The 18,264-nt window shown below is 53.8% G+C and carries 15 protein-coding genes and 1 tRNA gene; 11 read left to right on the forward strand and 5 right to left on the reverse strand.

What is annotated here, in order from left to right; all coding sequences use genetic code 11:
- Positions 1 to 15 precede the first annotated feature (15 nt).
- Both QYC28_RS02980 and QYC28_RS02985 read left to right on the forward strand, forming a co-directional pair.
- Positions 16 to 801, forward strand: coding sequence for a hypothetical protein (locus QYC28_RS02980; RefSeq protein ID WP_302679817.1), 786 nt, complete (start codon positions 16 to 18; stop codon positions 799 to 801).
- A gap of 110 nt (positions 802 to 911) precedes the next feature.
- Complete coding sequence (locus tag QYC28_RS02985) at positions 912 to 1,430, forward strand: hypothetical protein (protein WP_149818054.1); 519 nt, start codon at positions 912 to 914, stop codon at positions 1,428 to 1,430.
- Here the strand turns inward: QYC28_RS02985 and QYC28_RS02990 are convergent.
- Positions 1,407 to 3,644: a cation-translocating P-type ATPase gene (locus QYC28_RS02990; protein ID WP_302679818.1), complete on the reverse strand. Its 2,238-nt coding sequence runs from the start codon at positions 3,642 to 3,644 to the stop codon at positions 1,407 to 1,409. The genes QYC28_RS02985 and QYC28_RS02990 overlap by 24 nt on opposite strands.
- Before the next feature lie 138 nt (positions 3,645 to 3,782).
- Between QYC28_RS02990 and QYC28_RS02995 the strand changes: the two genes are divergently transcribed.
- The 3 genes from QYC28_RS02995 to QYC28_RS03005 all read left to right on the forward strand — a co-directional run bounded on the left by QYC28_RS02995 (position 3,783) and on the right by QYC28_RS03005 (position 5,397).
- Positions 3,783 to 4,382, forward strand: a complete 600-nt coding sequence (locus tag QYC28_RS02995) for a Uma2 family endonuclease (RefSeq protein WP_149818057.1) — start codon at positions 3,783 to 3,785, stop codon at positions 4,380 to 4,382.
- Positions 4,383 to 4,476: 94 nt separating this feature from the next.
- Positions 4,477 to 5,259, forward strand: coding sequence for an ABC transporter permease (locus tag QYC28_RS03000; protein WP_302679819.1), 783 nt, complete (start codon positions 4,477 to 4,479; stop codon positions 5,257 to 5,259).
- A gap of 66 nt (positions 5,260 to 5,325) precedes the next feature.
- Positions 5,326 to 5,397: transfer RNA gene (locus QYC28_RS03005), tRNA-Thr, on the forward strand.
- Positions 5,398 to 5,442: 45 nt separating this feature from the next.
- Here the strand turns inward: QYC28_RS03005 and QYC28_RS03010 are convergent.
- Positions 5,443 to 6,198, reverse strand: a complete 756-nt coding sequence (locus tag QYC28_RS03010) for a sulfite exporter TauE/SafE family protein (RefSeq protein ID WP_302679820.1) — start codon at positions 6,196 to 6,198, stop codon at positions 5,443 to 5,445.
- 19 nt (positions 6,199 to 6,217) lie between these two features.
- Complete coding sequence (trxB, locus tag QYC28_RS03015; RefSeq protein ID WP_149818063.1) at positions 6,218 to 7,579, reverse strand: thioredoxin-disulfide reductase; 1,362 nt, start codon at positions 7,577 to 7,579, stop codon at positions 6,218 to 6,220.
- A gap of 113 nt (positions 7,580 to 7,692) precedes the next feature.
- Here trxB and smc point away from each other — a divergent pair, with 113 nt between their 5' ends.
- Positions 7,693 to 11,199, forward strand: a complete 3,507-nt coding sequence (smc, locus tag QYC28_RS03020) for a chromosome segregation protein SMC (RefSeq protein WP_302680054.1) — start codon at positions 7,693 to 7,695, stop codon at positions 11,197 to 11,199.
- Positions 11,200 to 11,320: 121 nt separating this feature from the next.
- Positions 11,321 to 11,947 carry a DUF3747 domain-containing protein gene (locus tag QYC28_RS03025; RefSeq protein WP_302679821.1) on the forward strand — a complete coding sequence of 209 codons (627 nt, stop codon included), beginning with the start codon at positions 11,321 to 11,323 and terminating at the stop codon, positions 11,945 to 11,947.
- Positions 11,948 to 11,949: 2 nt separating this feature from the next.
- Here QYC28_RS03025 and smpB read toward each other — a convergent pair whose 3' ends face one another.
- Positions 11,950 to 12,408, reverse strand: coding sequence for an SsrA-binding protein SmpB (gene smpB / locus QYC28_RS03030; protein WP_149821620.1), 459 nt, complete (start codon positions 12,406 to 12,408; stop codon positions 11,950 to 11,952).
- Positions 12,409 to 12,512: 104 nt separating this feature from the next.
- Here smpB and QYC28_RS03035 point away from each other — a divergent pair, with 104 nt between their 5' ends.
- Entirely contained in the window at positions 12,513 to 13,139 is a 627-nt protein-coding gene (locus QYC28_RS03035; protein WP_302679822.1) for a keto-deoxy-phosphogluconate aldolase, read from the forward strand.
- Here QYC28_RS03035 and QYC28_RS03040 read toward each other — a convergent pair.
- Complete coding sequence (locus QYC28_RS03040; RefSeq protein WP_190278183.1) at positions 13,084 to 13,782, reverse strand: DUF1997 domain-containing protein; 699 nt, start codon at positions 13,780 to 13,782, stop codon at positions 13,084 to 13,086. The two genes, QYC28_RS03035 and QYC28_RS03040, sit on opposite strands and share 56 nt — an antisense overlap.
- Positions 13,783 to 13,927: 145 nt before the next feature.
- Between QYC28_RS03040 and QYC28_RS03045 the strand changes: the two genes are divergently transcribed.
- The 3 genes from QYC28_RS03045 to psb32 all read left to right on the forward strand — a co-directional run bounded on the left by QYC28_RS03045 (position 13,928) and on the right by psb32 (position 18,260).
- Positions 13,928 to 16,000 carry a glycosyltransferase gene (locus tag QYC28_RS03045; protein WP_286626548.1) on the forward strand — a complete coding sequence of 691 codons (2,073 nt, stop codon included), beginning with the start codon at positions 13,928 to 13,930 and terminating at the stop codon, positions 15,998 to 16,000.
- 251 nt (positions 16,001 to 16,251) lie between these two features.
- On the forward strand, positions 16,252 to 17,472 hold the full coding sequence (locus QYC28_RS03050; RefSeq protein ID WP_302679823.1) for a CHAT domain-containing protein: 1,221 nt from the start codon (positions 16,252 to 16,254) through the stop codon (positions 17,470 to 17,472).
- Positions 17,473 to 17,573: 101 nt separating this feature from the next.
- Complete coding sequence (gene psb32 / locus QYC28_RS03055; RefSeq protein WP_302679824.1) at positions 17,574 to 18,260, forward strand: photosystem II repair protein Psb32; 687 nt, start codon at positions 17,574 to 17,576, stop codon at positions 18,258 to 18,260.
- Positions 18,261 to 18,264: the final 4 nt, after the last annotated feature.

The following is an 18,264-nucleotide window of genomic DNA, read 5'->3' on the forward strand; positions in this document are numbered from 1 at the left end:
TTCAGTGGCAGTGAGATGGTCAAGGCACTTTCCTTTCCGATGATGGCGGAGCGGCAACATCCTTTAATTCAGCCGCTACTCACTTGGTCTGATGAAGCACTGATCAAGGCCTTTCAGGAGGAGCGCGATCGCGGCTGCTACTTTGTTGCCCTTTATTGTCGCTATGCCGCCCTTGTCTATAGTGTGCTGCAACACCACGGGCGATCGCCCGTACAAGTGGACTATCTGTTTGCTAAGGTGTGGCATGGGCTATTTTTTAGCCTTGACCGTTTGGAATTTACTCCTGAAGGGGTGAAAATTGGCGATGAGGAAGCTCGCTCCCTGCGCAATTGGATTGTCAACCGCACCGCCACCCTGATTCAAGAGGAACTCCCCGGCATTGAGCACATTACCTATGTCCTGCAGGATGCGCCACCGCCCCTTTGGTGCTACTTAGAAGGCAGCCTTGCCTACTTGAGTCCCCTGAGCCGCCTCGTGCTAGTGACCACCCAGACCTTTCACTGGAGCCTTGAGCGCCTGCGTGCCTACCTAGAAGTTCAAGGAGAAACCTACAGCCTTGAGGAACTCAACCAGCATTTAGAAGAGGGGCTAGTACGCATCGCGGAGTATCTGCCGCCGGATATTCGCCAAATTTACTTAATGCCCGATCTCGCTTCAGAGGAACCCCCCACCGTTCAACCCACTCTCGAAGAACTCTTTCCCAATAGCGTTGAGGAAGTGGGCACCCACCTTGAGAGTAACCCGACGGACGCTAGTATTGATAACCTACTGGCAGAGTGGGAGCGGATTCTCTCCAGCTAAGATTATTTTTCCACAGATGAATCTCACAACGATCTGGGATGCCCCCAAGACCGTCCCTTGTATGCTAGACTCAATTTGTTGAGAAAAATTTCTAACAAGGTTTGACGTTCATGGGTCTGGGTGTTATTGATTTGCCGACATTTTGCCTTGAGGGCACTGTCGAAGAAGTCTTTTATAAGAAGGGGCGACCCAAAGTCGTGATTCTAAAAACCGCCACAGGAACGGTCTGGATTAAGCTAGAAAAGTCCCTGCGCCGTGAGTTACAGCAAGTTCCCACGGTGGGCGATCGCCTGCGGCTAGAAGGAACGATCAGCGATAAGTACGATGGCTGGGTCAAGCAATACAAGGCCAGTCATTTAGAATTTTTAGCAACGGCTCAACCCTCAGCGGCAAAGCGTTCTCAGCCCTGTAAGGTGCTCATTTGTCAAAAATCCTCCTGCTGTCGGCGGGGTGCCAAGGAACTGTGGCAAGAGCTAGAGGCACAACAGCTCCCCATTGCCCTGAAGGCGACGGGCTGTATGGGGGAATGCAAACGGGGGCCAGCGGTGGTTGTCCTGCCCCACAAGAAACGGCTGACCCGCGCCAATGCCCAACAGATTCGCGAGCTAGTTTGCTCGACTGAGGCTTAGGGAATTCAGGACAACGGCAATCGAACTCACGGCCATACAAGCGGCAGCAATTCCGGGGGTGAGACTGAGGCCCCATAGGGGTAATCCAACACCGGCTGCAAGGGGTAAACCGACGATATTGTAGGCCACTGCCCAAAGAAGATTCTGCTGAATTTTGCGGAAGGTGGCGCGGCTAAGGCTCAGCACAGCGAGCACATCCTCTAGATGATTGCGGGTGAGGATAATATCCGCTGCTTCAATGGCCACCTCTGTACCCGTACCAAGGCTAATCCCCACCTGAGCTGCCGTTAGAGCTGGCGCATCATTCATACCATCCCCGACCATGGCCACGGTTTTGCCTTGGGCTTGCCAACCTTCAATGAGGGCGAGCTTTTGTTGCGGCTGAAGATCGGTGTGCAGATGCGTTGGCGGTAGGCCAAGCGGTTCTAGGAGTTGCTGTGCGGCTTTAGCCGTGTCTCCCGTCAGGACATGGATCGCATAGCCTTGGGCTTGCAGGGCTTGAACGGTGCTCACTGCCTCTGGGCGCAGGCGATCGCGAAAGGTCACAACGGCAATCAACTGGCGATCGCAGGCCAAGGCCACATGGGTTTCCACTTCTAGGGAAGGACAGTCAACCCCCTGATCACGCAGCCAACTGAGGCGACCCGCCTGATAGTAATGCCCCTCAATCCAACCGCTGATCCCCAGTCCGAGGGCAGTTTCCACCTCTGTCACCGTTGCTAGCTCTGTTGTCTGGCCGGTCGCAGCCCACGCCTTCTGAATCGCCACTGCAAGGGGATGGTGACTCTCGCACTCTAAACTGGCTAGCAGATACAGCACTTCCTCTGAAAAGTAATGACCATAGAGGTTGATCTCGGCCACTGCCAGTTCACCGGTCGTCAGTGTGCCCGTCTTATCAAACACAATCGTGTCCAACTGCTGACTGCGCTCAAGAACATCACCGCCTCGAATAATTAAGCCTTTGGCAGCGGCGTGACTGGTGCCCACAAGCAGCGCGATCGGGGTGGCAAGGCCAAGGGCACAGGGACAGGCAATCACCAGAACACTCAAGGCTAGCTTTAAGGGCAATAGGGGTGTGCTATTGGTCATTTCTGGGAAGAAATGGGGGGCGATCGCGCTCCAAAACAGAGCCGTTGCTGCTGCCAAGGCTAGCACCCCATAGCCAAAATAGCCGGCTACCACATCCGCCATTTGCTGCACCGGTGCTTTGCGATTTTGTGCCTGCACCACGAGGTCTAGAATCTGCCCCAAAAATGAGGCACGACCACAGCGTTCCACCCGTAGGGTGACCGCAGCACCAACATTGCGACTGCCCGCCAGAACGGATGCCCCCACCCCCTTGGCCACCGGTAAAGATTCCCCTGTGAGCATGGATTCATCCACCAGGGTTTCCCCGGTCACAATCGTGCCATCGGCAGGAAAGGGTTCTCCAGCATCTACCCACAGCCAGTCCCCGACTTGGATACGACTGACGGGAATGGGCCAGCGATCGCTAGCAGTCAAACTGGGTTGCCATAGCGCCTGTTGTGGCTGAAGCGCAAGGAGCGATCGCAAGTCCCGTTGTGCCTGTTGACGTACCCGTTGCTCCAGCGATCGCCCCAGCAAAATAAAGCCAAGGATCATCACCGGTTCATCAAAGAAACACGCCCACCCCAAGGCCGGCCACAGCCACGCCACCGTACTAATGAGGTAAGCCCCCAAGGCGCCAAGAGCCACCAGCGTATTCATATTCGGGCGACGTTGGAACAGGCCTATCATTCCTTCCCGCAGAATCTCCCACCCCGGTAGGACAAGGGCAATGGTTGCTAGCCCCCAATGCCAGATCATCGCCTCTAACATGGACCAGTGCCCCGGCAGCAGATCAATCCCGTGGCCGACACTAGAGAGAACAAGGAGCACAAGGGCGATCGCTAACCTTGGCAAAGAGGTTTCCTCAGAGGCCGTGGGCAGTTCCAAAAGGGCATTGGCTTCTGCGAGGGTGGCTTGAAAGCGGCCTTGGTTTAAGCTCTCGACAATGGCACTGGGGGTTGTCTCAGCGGGGGAATAGGTGACAACGGCGGTTCCCGTGACCAGATTGACTGCCGCAGCATCTACGCCCGGCTGCTCTTTTAACTGATTTTCCAGCGATCGCACGCAGCCAGCACAACGCAAGCCGCTCACCCGCAGGATGGCTACCTCAGGGGCGTGAGAATCAACACTTGAACTTAGGGACACGTCGCACCCTCTCCAAAAAGAACTACGTTCAATCTCCTAACTGCGTCCCCACCGCCTATTGTGGCACGTTGGCTTTGGGATGTCAGGGAAAGGGCGAGCTATGCTAAAGGAGTGAGGTTTTCACGAGAAATACAGAGAATGGTGACTGCCAAGGAGACGGGCGATCGCTATTTCACACCAGAAGAATACTTCGCGTGGGAAGAGCAGCAGTTAGAAAAGCATGAGTTGATTGATGGTCGCGTCTATGCAATGGCGGGTGGTAGTAAGAACCACAGCATCATTAAACTGAACTTCGGCAATCTGATTAAACCCCATCTACGGGGTCGTGGGTGTCAGGTATTTAACTCTGACTTGAGGGTGAATATCCTTCATACGACCAACTTTACTTATCCTGATCTGAGTGTCACCTGTGACGATCGCGATCGCCAGAGTCCCTTTTTCATCACTTATCCCTGTCTCATTGTTGAAGTGCTCTCACCCGCCACCGAAGCCTACGATCGCGGCAAAAAGTTTGATCTCTACCGTCGTAATCCCAACCTCGTGGATTATGTGCTCGCTAGCTCAGAGGAAATGGCGATCGACATTTACCAGAAAAATGAGGTGGGGGATTGGCTGCTGCGCTGCTACCGCGCGGGCGATCGCGTTGAGTTGAGGAGCATTGACCTCAAAGTGCCTATTGAACAGTTTTATGAAGACGTTGACCTCTCTGCCCCCGCCGTAGATACCACTGCTCCGTGAAACAGCAAGCGGCTCTCCCTATGAACGCCGAGGCTATCGAAAAAGCAAAATTGGGTATTCTTTGAGAGGAGAGTAAATTCAAGGGGTACCAGACATGTTGCCGTTAACGGTGAGTCGCCTCTGGACAATTAGCCGTAATGTTTTCAATGAAATACTGCGGGAGCGGGTTCTTTACGTCACTGCTGTTTTTGCCATTGGCCTCGCCTTAGCGGTTGTGATTTTGGGACAGGTGTCAGCAGGCACCCAAGACAAAATTAGCCTTGATGTGGGAATGGCAGGAATTTCTCTCTTTGGCTTGCTGATTGCTGCCTTTGTCGGGGGTGGTTTGCTCAATAAAGAGATAGAAAAGCGCACGATCTTAGTGATGTTGGCGAAACCCATCAGCCGTGCGGAATTTATTATTGGCAAACATTTGGGCCTATCGGCGGTTCTGCTGGTACTGGTGGCACTGATGACGCTGATTCTGTTTATTCTGATGAGCTTGAATCAGTTTGCCTATCCCGCTGGCCCTTTGATGGTGACCTCCCTCTACATTGCGCTGCAGCTGAGCCTGTTGACGGCAGCTGCTTTGCTGTTTGGCAGTTTCACTAGTTCATTGATTGCCACGCTGCTAACGGTGGCACTGTACTTTATGGGGCACTTTAGCCAAAATCTGGTGATCCTCAGCCAAAAGATGGAGAGTGATGCCGTACGGCAACTGATGCAGTTTCTCTATCTGATCTTTCCCGATTTATCCCGCTTGGATTTTAAGAATACAGCGGTCTATGGCATGCTGCCCTCTGTACCGGAACTCGTGGCCAATGCCTTCTATGGCGTGATTTATACGGTAGCACTGCTGGCGATCGCCACTTGGATTTTCTCTCGTCGCAATTTTTAGCAAAAACTCGCAGCCAACTGTGCAATTGTTCCCCCAATGGGCTATGATAAAGCTCTGGGAATTTTTGCCCGTGTAGCTCAGTGGTAGAGCACACCCTTGGTAAGGGTGAGGCCACGAGTTCAATCCTCGTCACGGGCTTTGTTTGGCAAATCTCACGGCATTTTCCATCTCTGGTGGGGTAGTTTATCGCTGTCGCAACCAGTAAGTGATCGCCAGCACAACGGCCAAAAGAACCACTGTACGGCGTAACAGCAGCGGGTTAACCGCACGGGCAAATTTACCCCCCAAAAGTCCGCCAACAATGGTAGCGATCGCCATCCCCAAGGCAACGGGCCACACCACTTCCCCCGATACAACAAAAAACGCCGCTGCGGCGACATTGATCCCAAAAGCCAACATTTGCTTCAAGCCATTGAGGCGCGTCAAGCTTTCCCCGAGAACAATGCCCAGCACGGCGAGTAGAATCACGCTCACCCCCGCGCCAAAATAGCCGCCATAGACCGCCGCTAGAAACACAAGAGGAATGGCTCCCACTTCAGATACGGCTGGCGCACTGATCCGCTGCAGCAACCAAGCCCGCACCTGCTCCTGAACCCCCAAGAGGACAGCGGCCAAGAGGAGCAAATAGGGAATCAAGGCATTAAACAGTGCCTCGTTAGTGTGCAAGAGTAACATCGCCCCTGTGATGCCCCCGGCCACCGCACTGGGAAAGAGCCAACCAAGGCGCCGTTGCTGACCCTTCAGATCCTGCCGTTGTGCCACGGTCGCCCCCAAGTAACCGGGTACCAAAGCCACCGTGCTGGTGAGATTGGCAACCACTGGCGGCAAGCCGATCGCCACCAAGGCAGGAAAACTAATCAGTGTTCCCCCACCGGCAATGGCATTGACAAAGCCTGCCGCCAGACCTGCAACGGTCAGCAGTCCGATCTCGCTGATCATGCCCTTGACTAGCTAGAGCCTAAGCAAGGTAGCGTTGGATGGTCTCGCGGTACTGACTCTTGGGTTTCATCCCCACGATCACTTCTAGGAGTTCTTTGTTTTTGAAGAGTTGAATCGTGGGTGTACTGGTAACCCCTGCTTGCTCGGCGATCGCGCTATCTTCAGTAATGTCAATTTCAATGAGCTGTACTTTGCCATCGAATTCATCCACCAGCCGATCCAAAATGGGCTTGAGGGTATGACAAGGGCCACAGGTGGGGGAAACATATTTCACTAGCAGCAGGCGATCGCTCTCGTGAAAGAGTTTGCGCAAGGCATAGCTGCCGCGGTGTTTGATGGCATTGGGATCAAACGCCTGTTCTGGGGATGTTGTAGGTGGCGTTGTTTCTGCGGGTTTGGTTTCGGTTTCCGTTTGGTGAAACTCCTGAATTAGCCCCCGCGCCGACAGCCAACGTTCGGCATCAAGGGCGGCCATACAACCACTGCCTGCCGCCGTTACTGCTTGGCGGTATTCATGGTCTTGAACATCCCCTGCGGCAAAGACCCCTTCCACATTCGTTTGTGTCCCGTGGTGGGTGACGATATAGCCCACACTATCCAATTCCAGAAAATCTTTGAAGAGTTGGGTGTTGGGGGTATGACCAATGGCGTAGAATAGGCCGCGCACCGGCAGGACGGATTCTTCCCCTGTGGCTTTATTGATAATCTGCAGACCCGTCATTAAATTGCCATCGCCAAGGATTTCCCGTGCTTCAGTTTGCCAGTGAACCGTAATTTTAGGATTGGCAAACACGCGATCCTGCATCGCCTTACTAGCGCGCATTTTGTCACTGCGCACAAGGAGATGGACATGGGAGCCATATTTAGTGAGATAGACTGCTTCCTCCGCTGCACTATCACCGCCGCCAATCACCGCCAACTCGACATCCTTGAAAATCGGCGTTGCCCCATCACAAATGGCACAGGCGGAGACCCCCTTGGTCCAATACTGTTCTTCCCCCGGCAGATGGAGTCGTTTGGCCGTGGCACCCGTACAGATAATCACACTGTGGGCATAGACCTGCCGCTCGGCTGAGCTAATGAGAAAGGGGCGTTGACTAAAATCCACCTGAATCACATCTTCAGTGACCATTTCTGTGCCCCAGCGCTCCGCTTGCGCCTTCATCCGTGCCATCAGTTGCGGCCCTTGAATGCCTTCCGGAAAGCCGGGAAAGTTTTCCACTTCGGTGGTGGTCATGAGTTGTCCCCCCGGCAGCCCCCCAATTTGATAGCCTTCAAACATAAAGGGCTTGAGGTTGGCGCGAGCAGCATAGATGGCTGCTGTGTAGCCCGCAGGGCCAGAACCAATAATGACAACGTTTTCAATCCGTGGCGGTGTCATGGCTAAAACAAACTCGAAACGACTATGAGTTATTTGATTTTAGCTTGATTTTCCGTGGCAAACAAGGGGAGCATCTTTAGGCATAATGAAACGGTTAGGCACGCTCCTTGGCTGTGTATATCAAGCAGTTGGAACTCACGAATTTTAAGTCCTTTGGCGGCACAACCGTGATTCCGCTGCTGCCGGGGTTTACGGTCATTTCTGGTCCGAATGGCTCTGGAAAATCCAACCTGTTGGATGCGTTGCTTTTTGCCCTCGGCCTTGCGGGGTCTAAGGGGATGCGGGCAGAACGGCTCCCAGATTTGGTGAACCATAGCCAAACGCGGCGCGGCCATAGTGTTATTGAAACGCGAGTCACGGTGACCTTTGCGCTGGATGCTGAAACGGAATGGCGGGTGACGCGGCGACTGCGGGTAACCAAGCAGGGCACCTATACCTCGACCTATGCGGTAAATGATCAACCCTGCACGCTGAATGAACTGCACGACCAGTTGCAGGCGTTTTGTATCTATCCCCAAGGCTATAACGTGGTCTTGCAGGGGGATGTCACCAGCATTATCTCGATGAATGCCAAAGCACGGCGGGAAATTATTGACGAATTGGCGGGGGTGGCGGATTTTGACCGCAAGATTGCCCAAGCTCGCGAAAAATTAGATACAGTCAAGGAGCGCGCAGAACGCTTTCGCATTGTTGAGCAGGAACTCATCCAACAGCGCGATCGCCTGCAACGGGATCGCCTGCACGCGGAAAAATATCAAGCCCTACGACTGGAACTGCAAGAGCGAGAGCAATGGCTGCTGGTGCGCCAATGGCAAGCCCACGAAGCGCAAAAGGTGCAACTACAAGCACAGATTCAGACGCTACAAAAAGAACAAGCTGAACGCCAAGCCCAACTGCAACAAAAGGCACGGGAGATTGAAGCGGCAACGGTTACGCTAGAACAACTCAATCAAGAGGTGAAAGCCCTCGGCGAAGAAGCGTACCTCCGCCTGCAAGCAGCGTTGGCGGATCTCCACGCCCAAGAGCGGCAGTGTCAACGTCAGCAAACGAGCTACCAACAGCAGCAGGCACAGTTGGCAGAACAACTCCAGCAACGGCAAGCCCAGTACCACAGTCAACGGTTGCAGCAACAGCAACTTGCTCAAGAGCTAGAACAGCAACAGGGCGATCGCCCCCCCTTAGTGACAGCCGTTGCCACCAGCCAAGCCACCCTCGACGCCCTACGGCAGCAAGCTCAGGAGTTGAATACGGCAGCCCAAGCTTGGTTTCAGGAGCACAGTCAGCGACGGCAGCGGATTGATGCCCTGATCCACGAACTGGAACCGAGTCGCAGTGAACTCTCTCGCCTGCAGGAGCGATCGCAACAATTGCGGCAACGGCAGGGGGAATTGCACCAAGCAGCCACCAGCTTAGAAGCTCAACAATTGGAATTGCAAGACGCGCTCACAAAAGCTGCAGCAGCAGTCCAACAAGAGGAGCAGCAACTACAAACCCTCGCCCAACAACTGGCCACAGCGCAGCAACAATTGAGCTTAACAGAAGAAACCTATCAACGCCTTGAGCGAGAACAGCGCCAAAAGCAGCGGGAGCTGGATCAACTGGAAGCACGGCAACAGGCGGTTCAGGAAAGTCAAGGGAGTTTTGCGGCGCGGCTCATTTTAAGTGCTGATCTCCCCGGCGTGTTTGGGCTGGTGGCACAGCTCGGTCAAGTGGAACCCCGCTATCAACTGGCCTTGGAAATTGCGGCCGGGGCACGCCTAGGCAATATCGTTGTGGCGGATGACAGTGTGGCGGCAGCAGCGATCGCCATCCTGAAGCGGGAACGGGCCGGTAGAGCCACATTTTTGCCCCTGAACAAGATGGCACGTCCCAAGACCCTACCCCTTATCTCTTTGGCAGGCTGTATTGACTATGCCTTGAATCTTGTGACCTTTGAGCCGCAATATGCCCCCATTTTTGCCTACGTGTTTGGCAGTACGCTGGTCTTTGAGAGCCTTGAGGCGGCGCGACTCTACCTAGGGCAATATCGGATGGTCACCCTAGAGGGAGACTTGCTAGAACCCTCAGGGGCAATGACCGGGGGTAGCTATAGTCGCACCAATACCCTCCGTTTTGGTCAGGGGGTCACCCCCCAAGAATCGGCAGAAGTCCAACAGGTGCGCGATCGCCTTGGGGAACTGGAACGCCTGTTAGATTGCCTCATTCAAGAGCGCACGCAAAAACAGGGGAGAGTGAATGAGCTGAGCCAAGCCCTGAGTGAAGCCCGCCAAAGCCATCGCGATCGCCAGCGGCAATGGGAGCAACTTCAGCAGCAACAGCAGCACCTCAACCGCCAGCAAGCAGACTTAGCGCGCCAACAGCAGCACCTTAGCCAAGAGTTAACCGCCGCAGAGACTGAACTCGCGCACCTAGAGGCTCGTCTTCCTGAACTCGAAGCAGAACTCGCCGCCGAACGCCTTACCCTCAATGCCCTTGAAGCCAATCCCAGCCATCAGCAGTGGCAGCAGCTTCAGGAACAGCTTCAGGCACAGGAAAAAATTCACGCCGACCATGTGGCCGCCCTGCAAGCGGTGGATCAAGCCTTGGGCGATCGCCACCGTCAACTCGAGCAACTGGGACGAGACCTAAAACAAACAGAACAGGAGATTCAGCGACTGCGCCAAGCCCAACAGGAGACGCTTTGTCAGCAGCAAGCCCTCGATCAGACGCTTGGGGACTTAGCGACGCAAATTCAAAGCACGCAAACTGCCCTGAGGGAATTGGACGCCCGCCTTGGCCACCTCAAGGGCGATCGCGATCGCCAAGACTACCAACTACGACAGCAGCAAAAGGACTACCAACAACTGGAATGGCAATACCAAAAAGCCAGCGACACCCTCACCACGCTGCAAGCCCAACTTCAGGAATTCAGCACCATCGAGGCACCCCCTTTACCCCAGCCATGGCCGGAAGTGCCCGCCAATCTCTCCCTCAGCGACATTCAACAGCAGTGCCAAGCCCTCGAAAAACAGCTGCGTGCCATGGAACCCGTCAATATGTTGGCGATTCAGGAATTTGAGGAGACACAAGGGCGGCTTAATGAGCTACAGGAGAAGCTCGCCGTTCTAGAAGCGGAGCGCACGGAGATCCTACTGCGGATTGAGAACTTCACCACCCTGCGCCACCAGTCCTTCCGTGAAGCTTTTGATGCCGTCAATGCGAACTTCCAAACCATTTTTGCCACCCTTTCCGAGGGTGATGGCTATTTACAACTGGAAACCCCTGAGGACCCTTTTGCCGGAGGCCTGAATCTGGTGGCGCATCCTAAGGGTAAACCCGTACAGCGCTTAGCCTCAATGTCGGGGGGAGAAAAATCCCTCACGGCCCTCAGTTTTATCTTTGCCCTACAACGCTATCGCCCTTCCCCCTTCTATGCCTTTGATGAGGTGGATATGTTTCTCGATGGTGCCAATGTTGAGCGCCTTGCCAAAATGATTCAGCAGCAGAGCCAAGAGGCACAGTTTATTGTTGTCAGTCTGCGGCGACCAATGATTGAAGCGGCTCAGCGCACGATTGGCGTCACCCAAGCGCGGGGTCAACATACCCAAGTGATTGGCCTCGATTTGACCGCTCACCATTGATGCCTGACGGTGTCTGAAAAATAATTCCTAGAATTTTGATAGTTGCTCGGCGTGGATCGTAGAGGAACAGCAGAAGCCATTTAACTGTCAAAACCTCCGAGTTCTGCTGAGGAGTGTCCCTATGAAATACTGGCAAAAATTTGGCCTGAGCTTACTGACGGTGGCCTGTTTGGGAACAATTGCCCCTCGGCCTGCCCAAGCCAGCATGTTTACACAAACAGAAGTGGATCAAAGCCGCTATGTGGTGATGGCTGTGCCCCTTGCCCGCGGTGGCTATCGCCTCCTAGTGGTGGAGCAAATTAAGGATACTCGTCCCTGCTGGAGTGAGTCGGGCACCAACCCCGTGGTGATTGATCCGTTGCTGACGACCTTTGACTTTACAGGCATTTGTGGGCGGGCTACGGATAGCAATGGCTACTCGATTCGGGTGGCGCAACAGGATTTAGGGTTGCAGTATGGTCTGCGCATTGAACAGGGGGAGGGTGAGTTACTCCTTGTTGGCAGCAGCAATCGCGGTGGTCCGCGTATGGTCATTGGCCGCACCCACGGTATGCAGGAAGGGCAATTTCTCAAGTTTCATCTGGAGCCCACTTGGCGGCTAACGCGGCGCACCTATGAGGGGCAAGTGCTGGGTCATGTGTATTTCACCAATGACTCTTGGGAAGCAGCAACCGGGAGTATCCCTGCCCCTGCAACGCCCATCGGCACGGAAACCAACATTGATCCCATACCCACTCCCCAAAGCTAGGTTTACCGCTGCTTCATTGCCCGCTCCATTTCCCGCTTATCTTGGCGCCGCTTGAGGTCTTGGCGTTTGTCGTGGAGCTTCTTACCACGCGCCAGCCCTAGGGAAACCTTAACGCGACCATTTTTCAGGTAAAGCTTTAGGGGCACAAGGGTTAGCCCCTTTTGTTCCACCTTGCCCACTAGCTTGCGAATTTCCTGTTTGTGGAGAAGGAGCTTGCGATCGCGCAGGGGGTCATGGTTATAGGATGGGTTGGTACTCCCGTGGGGCGAAATGTGCACATTCATCAACCATGCTTCACCATTGCGGATGCGGGCAAAGCCATCCCGTAAATTCACCTTGCCAGCGCGAATGGACTTGACCTCAGTGCCGAGCAACACGAGACCACATTCATAGGTTTCCAGAATTTCGTATTGGAAGCGCGCTTGGCGATTTTCACTCAGGACTTTGATGCTATCGCCCATCAAAAACTCCGCAAGGGTATTGCCAATATACCGTAGTTTAGGGGTAGGGGAAATTTTCATCTTATCACTGCCCTCCCACCCCCCTGCTCAATGGTTATGACGCTATGCCCAAGCCGCAGCAGTTAGCGTTTCTGCAAGGCCTGCCCTTGATTGCAGTGGTGCGTGCTGCTCATCCTACTGCAGCGATCGCCCGCGCTCAAGTGTATATTCAAGCGGGCTTCACCTGCCTAGAGGTGACTTGGACAACCCCCGATGCTGCTGGCGTCTTGCAACAACTCCGTCAAGACGCTCCCCACTGCACCATTGGCGCTGCGAGCCTGCAAAACCCAGAAATGGTTAAAGGAGCGATCGCCGCTGGCGCACAATTTTTAGTGACCCCCCATGCAGCCCTAGGGGTGGTGCCCCTTGCAAAGGAGGCCAATTGTCCTCTGATTTTGGGGGCATTGACACCAACGGAAATTCTCCACGCTTGGCAAGCGGGAGCAACGGCAGTGAAGGTTTTTCCAGTGATGGCGGTGGGGGGGGCGAGCTATCTACGCGCCTTGCGACCCTTGTTGGCTGAGATTCCCCTGATTCCCTGTGGCGGTATTGGTTGGGAGGATGTGGTACCCCTCTGGAAAGCGGGGGCGATCGCCATTGGTATGGGCAGTCAACTGGGTACGGATGTCACAATGCTCAAGCAGCAGGTGGCTCAGGCTCGTCAGGCGTATCAGGCACTGGCGCAGGGGTAAGGGTGCGCACCCGCTCAGCATGGAACCGTTTGCGGCGCCAGCGTTTGCCCAAATCGAGGCCAATGGTTTTGTGGAAATCATCCTGCACCTTTGCCGTGAGGCGGTAGGACACTTGGCGGACAATTTGAGCCAAGACGCGGTTGCCTGTCCCCTGAATCAGGCCATGGGGCAAACGGTAGATAAACCGCGGAAAGTACATTTCCACCCGCAAATCCAATTCCCAATTGACCCGCGTGTAATCAATGACATTCAGCGCCAACAGGTCCCTATCCGTCTCAGGGGTGGCTCGCATCGGTACCAAGGCCATGGCCGCTTGAAAATTCACCTCATAGTTCAAAAACGGCTGTTCGGGCACAGGAATTGTTTCAATGCGATAGACCCCCTGCTCTTGGGGCAGTAGGTGCAGTCCAATTTTGGGTTCCACTTCATAGCCATGGGAACCATAGCGGCCAATGGTGAGAATGTAGCCATGCTTGCCCACAGGTTCTGTTTTCATGGGATGGGCGCAGCGGTGAAACCATTCTTGGTGATTGTTCAAATAGGTCTCGTAGCGTTGAACGGGCGCATAGACTTCCATCCAGCCTTGGAATTGGTTGTGAAAAATAAAGGGGGGTAGCTTTGTCCCCTCTTGGGCATCGGTCATAGTATTAGATCAGCATTTGGTGATTTTGATCCTGACATACGGCTGGGGGCGATCGCTACTGCGGGGAACTTTGGAAATATTGTCCCTGTCCAATGGTTGGTTTACATTTCGTTACATTACTATTCAGTTGCTTGAGGCTCCAGCAATGCCCCCTGTCCCTCCTTGGCTCGCCATTGAACACTTGGACAAGCCGTGGATTTTTTGGCCATTGTGCTTGATGGTGCTTCTTAGCAGTATTGTTTTGCGCTGGGGAAAAGTGCAGCAGCAGTGGGCGCGGGTCATTGTCGTTGGCAGTTTAATGGCCGTGATGCTGCATTATCTGCTGTGGCGATCGCTCGCTACCCTCAATTTGCGCACTCCCCTAGAGGCCACCTTTAGCCTACTCCTACTGGCGATTGAAGGTTTTATGATGGCGGGCTACGGCCTGCAACTCTACCTGCTCTTGCACATCAAAAATCGTCGTCCTGAAGCGGATGCTGCTGCCCTTGCGGTCAAAAGTGGCCACTATCAGCCTTGGGTGGATATTTTTATTCCGACCTACAATGAACCCCTGACAATTTTGCGACGCACGATTGTTGGCTGCCAAACCCTCGACTATCCCCACAAACGTATCTATGTTCTTGACGATACCCGTCGCCCTGCCCTACGGGAATTGGCCTGTGAACTGGGCTGTGAGTACCTCAGCCGTCCCGACAATCGCCATGCCAAAGCGGGCAACCTGAACCATGCCCTTACGCAAACCAAGGGTGAACTGATTGCGGTCTTTGATGCTGACTTTGTTCCCACTCGTAATTTTCTCACCCGCACTGTGGGCTTTTTCCAGACCGCTGATATTGGCCTTGTCCAAACCTACCAGAGCTTTTACAATCCCGATCCCATTGCCCGTAACCTTGGCCTCGAGGATCACCTGCCTCAAGAGGTGGAAATCTTCTCCCGTCATTATCAAGTCCTGCGGGATGGCATTGAAACAGCGCTGTGCTACGGCAGTTCCTTTGTGGTGCGGCGATCGGCCCTCGGAGCCATTGGCGGCTTTGTTACTGAATCCCTCAGCGAGGACTACTACACAGGAATTCAATTGGCGGCAGCAGGTCATCGGTTGATTTACCTGAATGAAAGTCTCAGTGCGGGCTTGTGTGCAGAGGAAATGACGGCGCATATTCGTCAACGTCAACGCTGGGCACGGGGCACCCTCCAAGGATTATTCATTGCGGCAAGTCCACTGCGGGTACCCAATCTCACTGGGCTTCAGCGCCTTGCCCACCTAGAGGGGATCACGCAATGGTTCCATAGTCCCATGCGGTTGCTATTGCTGCTGTTGCCCTTGATTGCCGCCTTTTGGGGTGTCGTCCCCCTTGAAACCACCCTGCGGCAGTGGCTCTACTATTTTGTGCCCTACTACTGGCTGCTGTTGAGTACGTTCCGCTGGCTCAATGGCCAAAGTCGCTCTGCCTTGGTATCTGATATTTATGCTGTGCTTCAGTGTGTGCCGTTGACATTGACAGTGATTGACACGTTGTTGCGTCCCTTTGGTCGCGGCTTTTGGGTCACCCCCAAGGGGAGTTATCGCGATCGCTACCATTTTCAGTGGCACCTAGCGGCACCGCTCCTCGTGCTTTTTCTTCTCTCTGTGGCGGCTGCTGTATTAAATTGGCAGGCATTACACACCAAGGGGCTACTATTGGCTTGGGTCTGGAACCTCTACAATCTGGTAATTCTCGCCCTTGCCCTCTACAGCCTCATCGAACGCCCCCGCCCCGATCCCTATGATTGGCTCAATGTCCAGCAAACCGTTGAACTCCATCTCGCTTGGGATCAAACCACTGCCCTGTGGGGCACGACAATTCGCCTTTCTGAAGGGGGGGCGATCGTGCATCTGCATCAACCCCTCCCCCCCTCCGCAATGGGTGTACCCCTCACCTGTCGGCTTTTGGAGGCAGGCATTGACCTCAGCGGCCAAGTTGTTGATATGCCCAATCCAACGACCCTAGAGATTTACTTTGACCCCCTGACCTTGGCTCAATACCGCCAATTGGTCACCTTACTTTTTTGTGAACCCAACCGTTGGCAATGGCAAAAAGCCCCCAGTGAATTACAAACCCTGTGGCTGCTTCTGCACACTCTCGTCTCGCCTCCCCTGAGTCGTCACTGGATGCGGATCACCCGCCCTAGTCAGGCAAAAGCGTGGCATCGAGCCTACAGCTATGCCAATGAAAAATGATTTTTGCCAGCTCTTTGTAACATTAAGCTTATAGGTCTTAAACGAGGGGACTATCCATCCAAAAGCCGTCCACAAATTGCCTAGTTGCTCCATCGCAACGAGTCCACCATTACTCGCTGGCTCAATGTCTATCGTCCAGTGTTGAATTCGGCATTGGCAGTCACTGTCTCTCCTCTGAAAAAACACTTGAATGGTGCATTGGCTAAGATAAAGCTTGGCTAGAGCGACAACACTTTCTTGGAACACTAAAGATGCACCGACACCTCCTCCGAATCTGTATTGCTCTAGTGTTGGTGCTGTCTCTTCAGTCCATTGCTCAAAGTGCCTTACCCGCTGGTGCAGGGGAATTTCTCACAGGTCGCGAGGCCACTTGGCAACGGGAATATGAAGTTTATTTTCAAAATCAATTTACTAGTCGGCGACTCAATCCCTCTGCCATTCAGCGCATTCTCAGGCAAATGTCCAAGCGTACGGGTCGGCGCACAGCTCTTTTGCACTTGGTACCAACGGCAAACGAGATTAAGCTCTTCGTTACCTCTCTACAGGGAGAGCCACTGTTGCTGACTGTGCCAGCGGTGTCGCAAGCTGACCTGATGGCTACGGTTCAAGACTTTCGCCGCTCAGTGGCGGATCCACGCCAACAGTTTTTATCTGCCTCCTTTGGCAGTAGTGAGCAGCTTTATGACTGGTTAATTGCGCCCTTAGAAGCCAAACTCAGGGCTGATCGGATTGACACCTTGCTCATTTGTGTTGGAGCAGGCCTGCGATCGCTCCCTTGGGCGGCTCTCCGAGACCGCAGTACCGGTCAATTTCTGATAGAAAAGTACGGTGTTGCCTTAATTCCAGCGTTTAACCTGATCAAAACTGACTATGCTCCCCTCAAAAATGCCACGGTCTTGGCAATGGGGGCTTCAGAATTCGATCGCCTCAGTCCACTGCCGGCAGTCCCCCAAGAATTAAGTGCCATCCAACAACTCTGGGGCGGATCCACCTTCCTCAATCGTGACTTTACTGTTGCCAACCTAACGCAACAACGGCAGCAGGGTAACCATTCCATCGTTCATCTGGCTACCCATGCCTTGTTTCGCCCCGGTCAAGCCCAAGAGTCCTTTATTCAACTGTGGGGCAGTGAAACAGTCACGCTGCAAAACCTCCCCCAACTTAATCTAGAGCAACCCCCTCTCGAACTGCTGGTTTTGAGTGCCTGTCAAACCGCTCTGGGAGACGATCGCGCGGAGTTAGGCTTTGCGGGTCTTGCCCTTCAATCGGGTGCCAAAAGTGTCGTCGCTAGCCTCTGGCAAGTGAGTGATGCGGGTACCCTAGAACTCATGGAACACTTCTATAGCCATCTGCACCACACTGCTAGTAAAGTTGCTGCTCTGCAAAAGGCTCAATTACACCTTCTGAGACATTCAAGATTCCAAGCACCTTACTTTTGGGCAGGCTTTACACTCGTGGGCGCTCCTTGGTAAAGCAATTGTCTGGCCATCGTTTTAAGATTTGTTAGAAGAAAATTTATTTTTGCAAGCAACATCTGAGAAAATTGCATTGAGAGATACAGGATTAAACACAGATGCATTGGCAAGTGGCTTGGAAAAACGGCATTCGCTATCTTTTGCTGGCACTACTCGCTACTACGTTGTGGGTCACCCCCGTCTGGGCAATCAGCGCGATCGATATCCCTTTGCCGGAAACAGCGGCCGGGGTCGTTGATGAAGGTAATGTGCTTAGTGCCGTCACCCAAGGCAGTGTCGGGCGATCGCTCCAAGACCTCTCCGAGGCAACGGGCATCAATGTTCATGTAGTTACACTGCACCGCCTCGACTATGGTGAAACCCCCCAGAGCTTTGTGGATGACCTCTTTAACCAGTGGTTTCCCGATCCTGAGTCCCAAGCCAATCAGGTGATCATTGCCCTCGATACCGTTACCAATGGCACAGCGATTCACTATGGCGAGGCCGTGGCCGAACGCCTGAATCCTGAAACTGCCGAAAGTATTGTCCAAGAAACGATGCGGGTGCCCCTACGGGATGGCAACTACAATCAATCAGTCCTTGACACCGTCGATCGCCTTGCGAAAGTCCTCAAAGGCGAACCGGATCCAGGCCCGCCCGTAGTACGCGAAGTGGTTGTCGAGAAAACCTACAAGAGCAAAGAGGAAACCGACGATCGCTCCGCCACAATTATCGTCGTTGCCCTGCTAATCGCCGCTACAGTGATCCCAATGGTGACATACTTTATGTATCAAGGATCATCGTAGCCAA

It is taken from the genome of Thermosynechococcus sp. HY596 (assembly GCF_030518715.1).
Classification (GTDB): Bacteria; Cyanobacteriota; Cyanobacteriia; order Thermosynechococcales; family Thermosynechococcaceae; genus Thermosynechococcus.

Coding starts and splice junctions, on each gene's coding strand:
- QYC28_RS03035 (WP_302679822.1), top strand. CDS start 12,513: ATGCCCAAGCCGCAGCAGTTAGCGTTTCTGCAAGGCCTGCCCTTGATT.
- QYC28_RS02980 (WP_302679817.1), top strand. CDS start 16: ATGGTCAAGGCACTTTCCTTTCCGATGATGGCGGAGCGGCAACATCCT.
- QYC28_RS03000 (WP_302679819.1), top strand. CDS start 4,477: ATGTTGCCGTTAACGGTGAGTCGCCTCTGGACAATTAGCCGTAATGTT.
- QYC28_RS02985 (WP_149818054.1), top strand. CDS start 912: ATGGGTCTGGGTGTTATTGATTTGCCGACATTTTGCCTTGAGGGCACT.
- QYC28_RS03010 (WP_302679820.1), bottom strand. CDS start 6,198: ATGATCAGCGAGATCGGACTGCTGACCGTTGCAGGTCTGGCGGCAGGC.
- QYC28_RS03045 (WP_286626548.1), top strand. CDS start 13,928: ATGCCCCCTGTCCCTCCTTGGCTCGCCATTGAACACTTGGACAAGCCG.
- QYC28_RS03040 (WP_190278183.1), bottom strand. CDS start 13,782: ATGACCGATGCCCAAGAGGGGACAAAGCTACCCCCCTTTATTTTTCAC.
- QYC28_RS03050 (WP_302679823.1), top strand. CDS start 16,252: ATGCACCGACACCTCCTCCGAATCTGTATTGCTCTAGTGTTGGTGCTG.
- QYC28_RS02995 (WP_149818057.1), top strand. CDS start 3,783: ATGGTGACTGCCAAGGAGACGGGCGATCGCTATTTCACACCAGAAGAA.
- smpB (WP_149821620.1), bottom strand. CDS start 12,408: ATGGGCGATAGCATCAAAGTCCTGAGTGAAAATCGCCAAGCGCGCTTC.
- QYC28_RS03025 (WP_302679821.1), top strand. CDS start 11,321: ATGAAATACTGGCAAAAATTTGGCCTGAGCTTACTGACGGTGGCCTGT.
- psb32 (WP_302679824.1), top strand. CDS start 17,574: ATGCATTGGCAAGTGGCTTGGAAAAACGGCATTCGCTATCTTTTGCTG.
- trxB (WP_149818063.1), bottom strand. CDS start 7,579: ATGACACCGCCACGGATTGAAAACGTTGTCATTATTGGTTCTGGCCCT.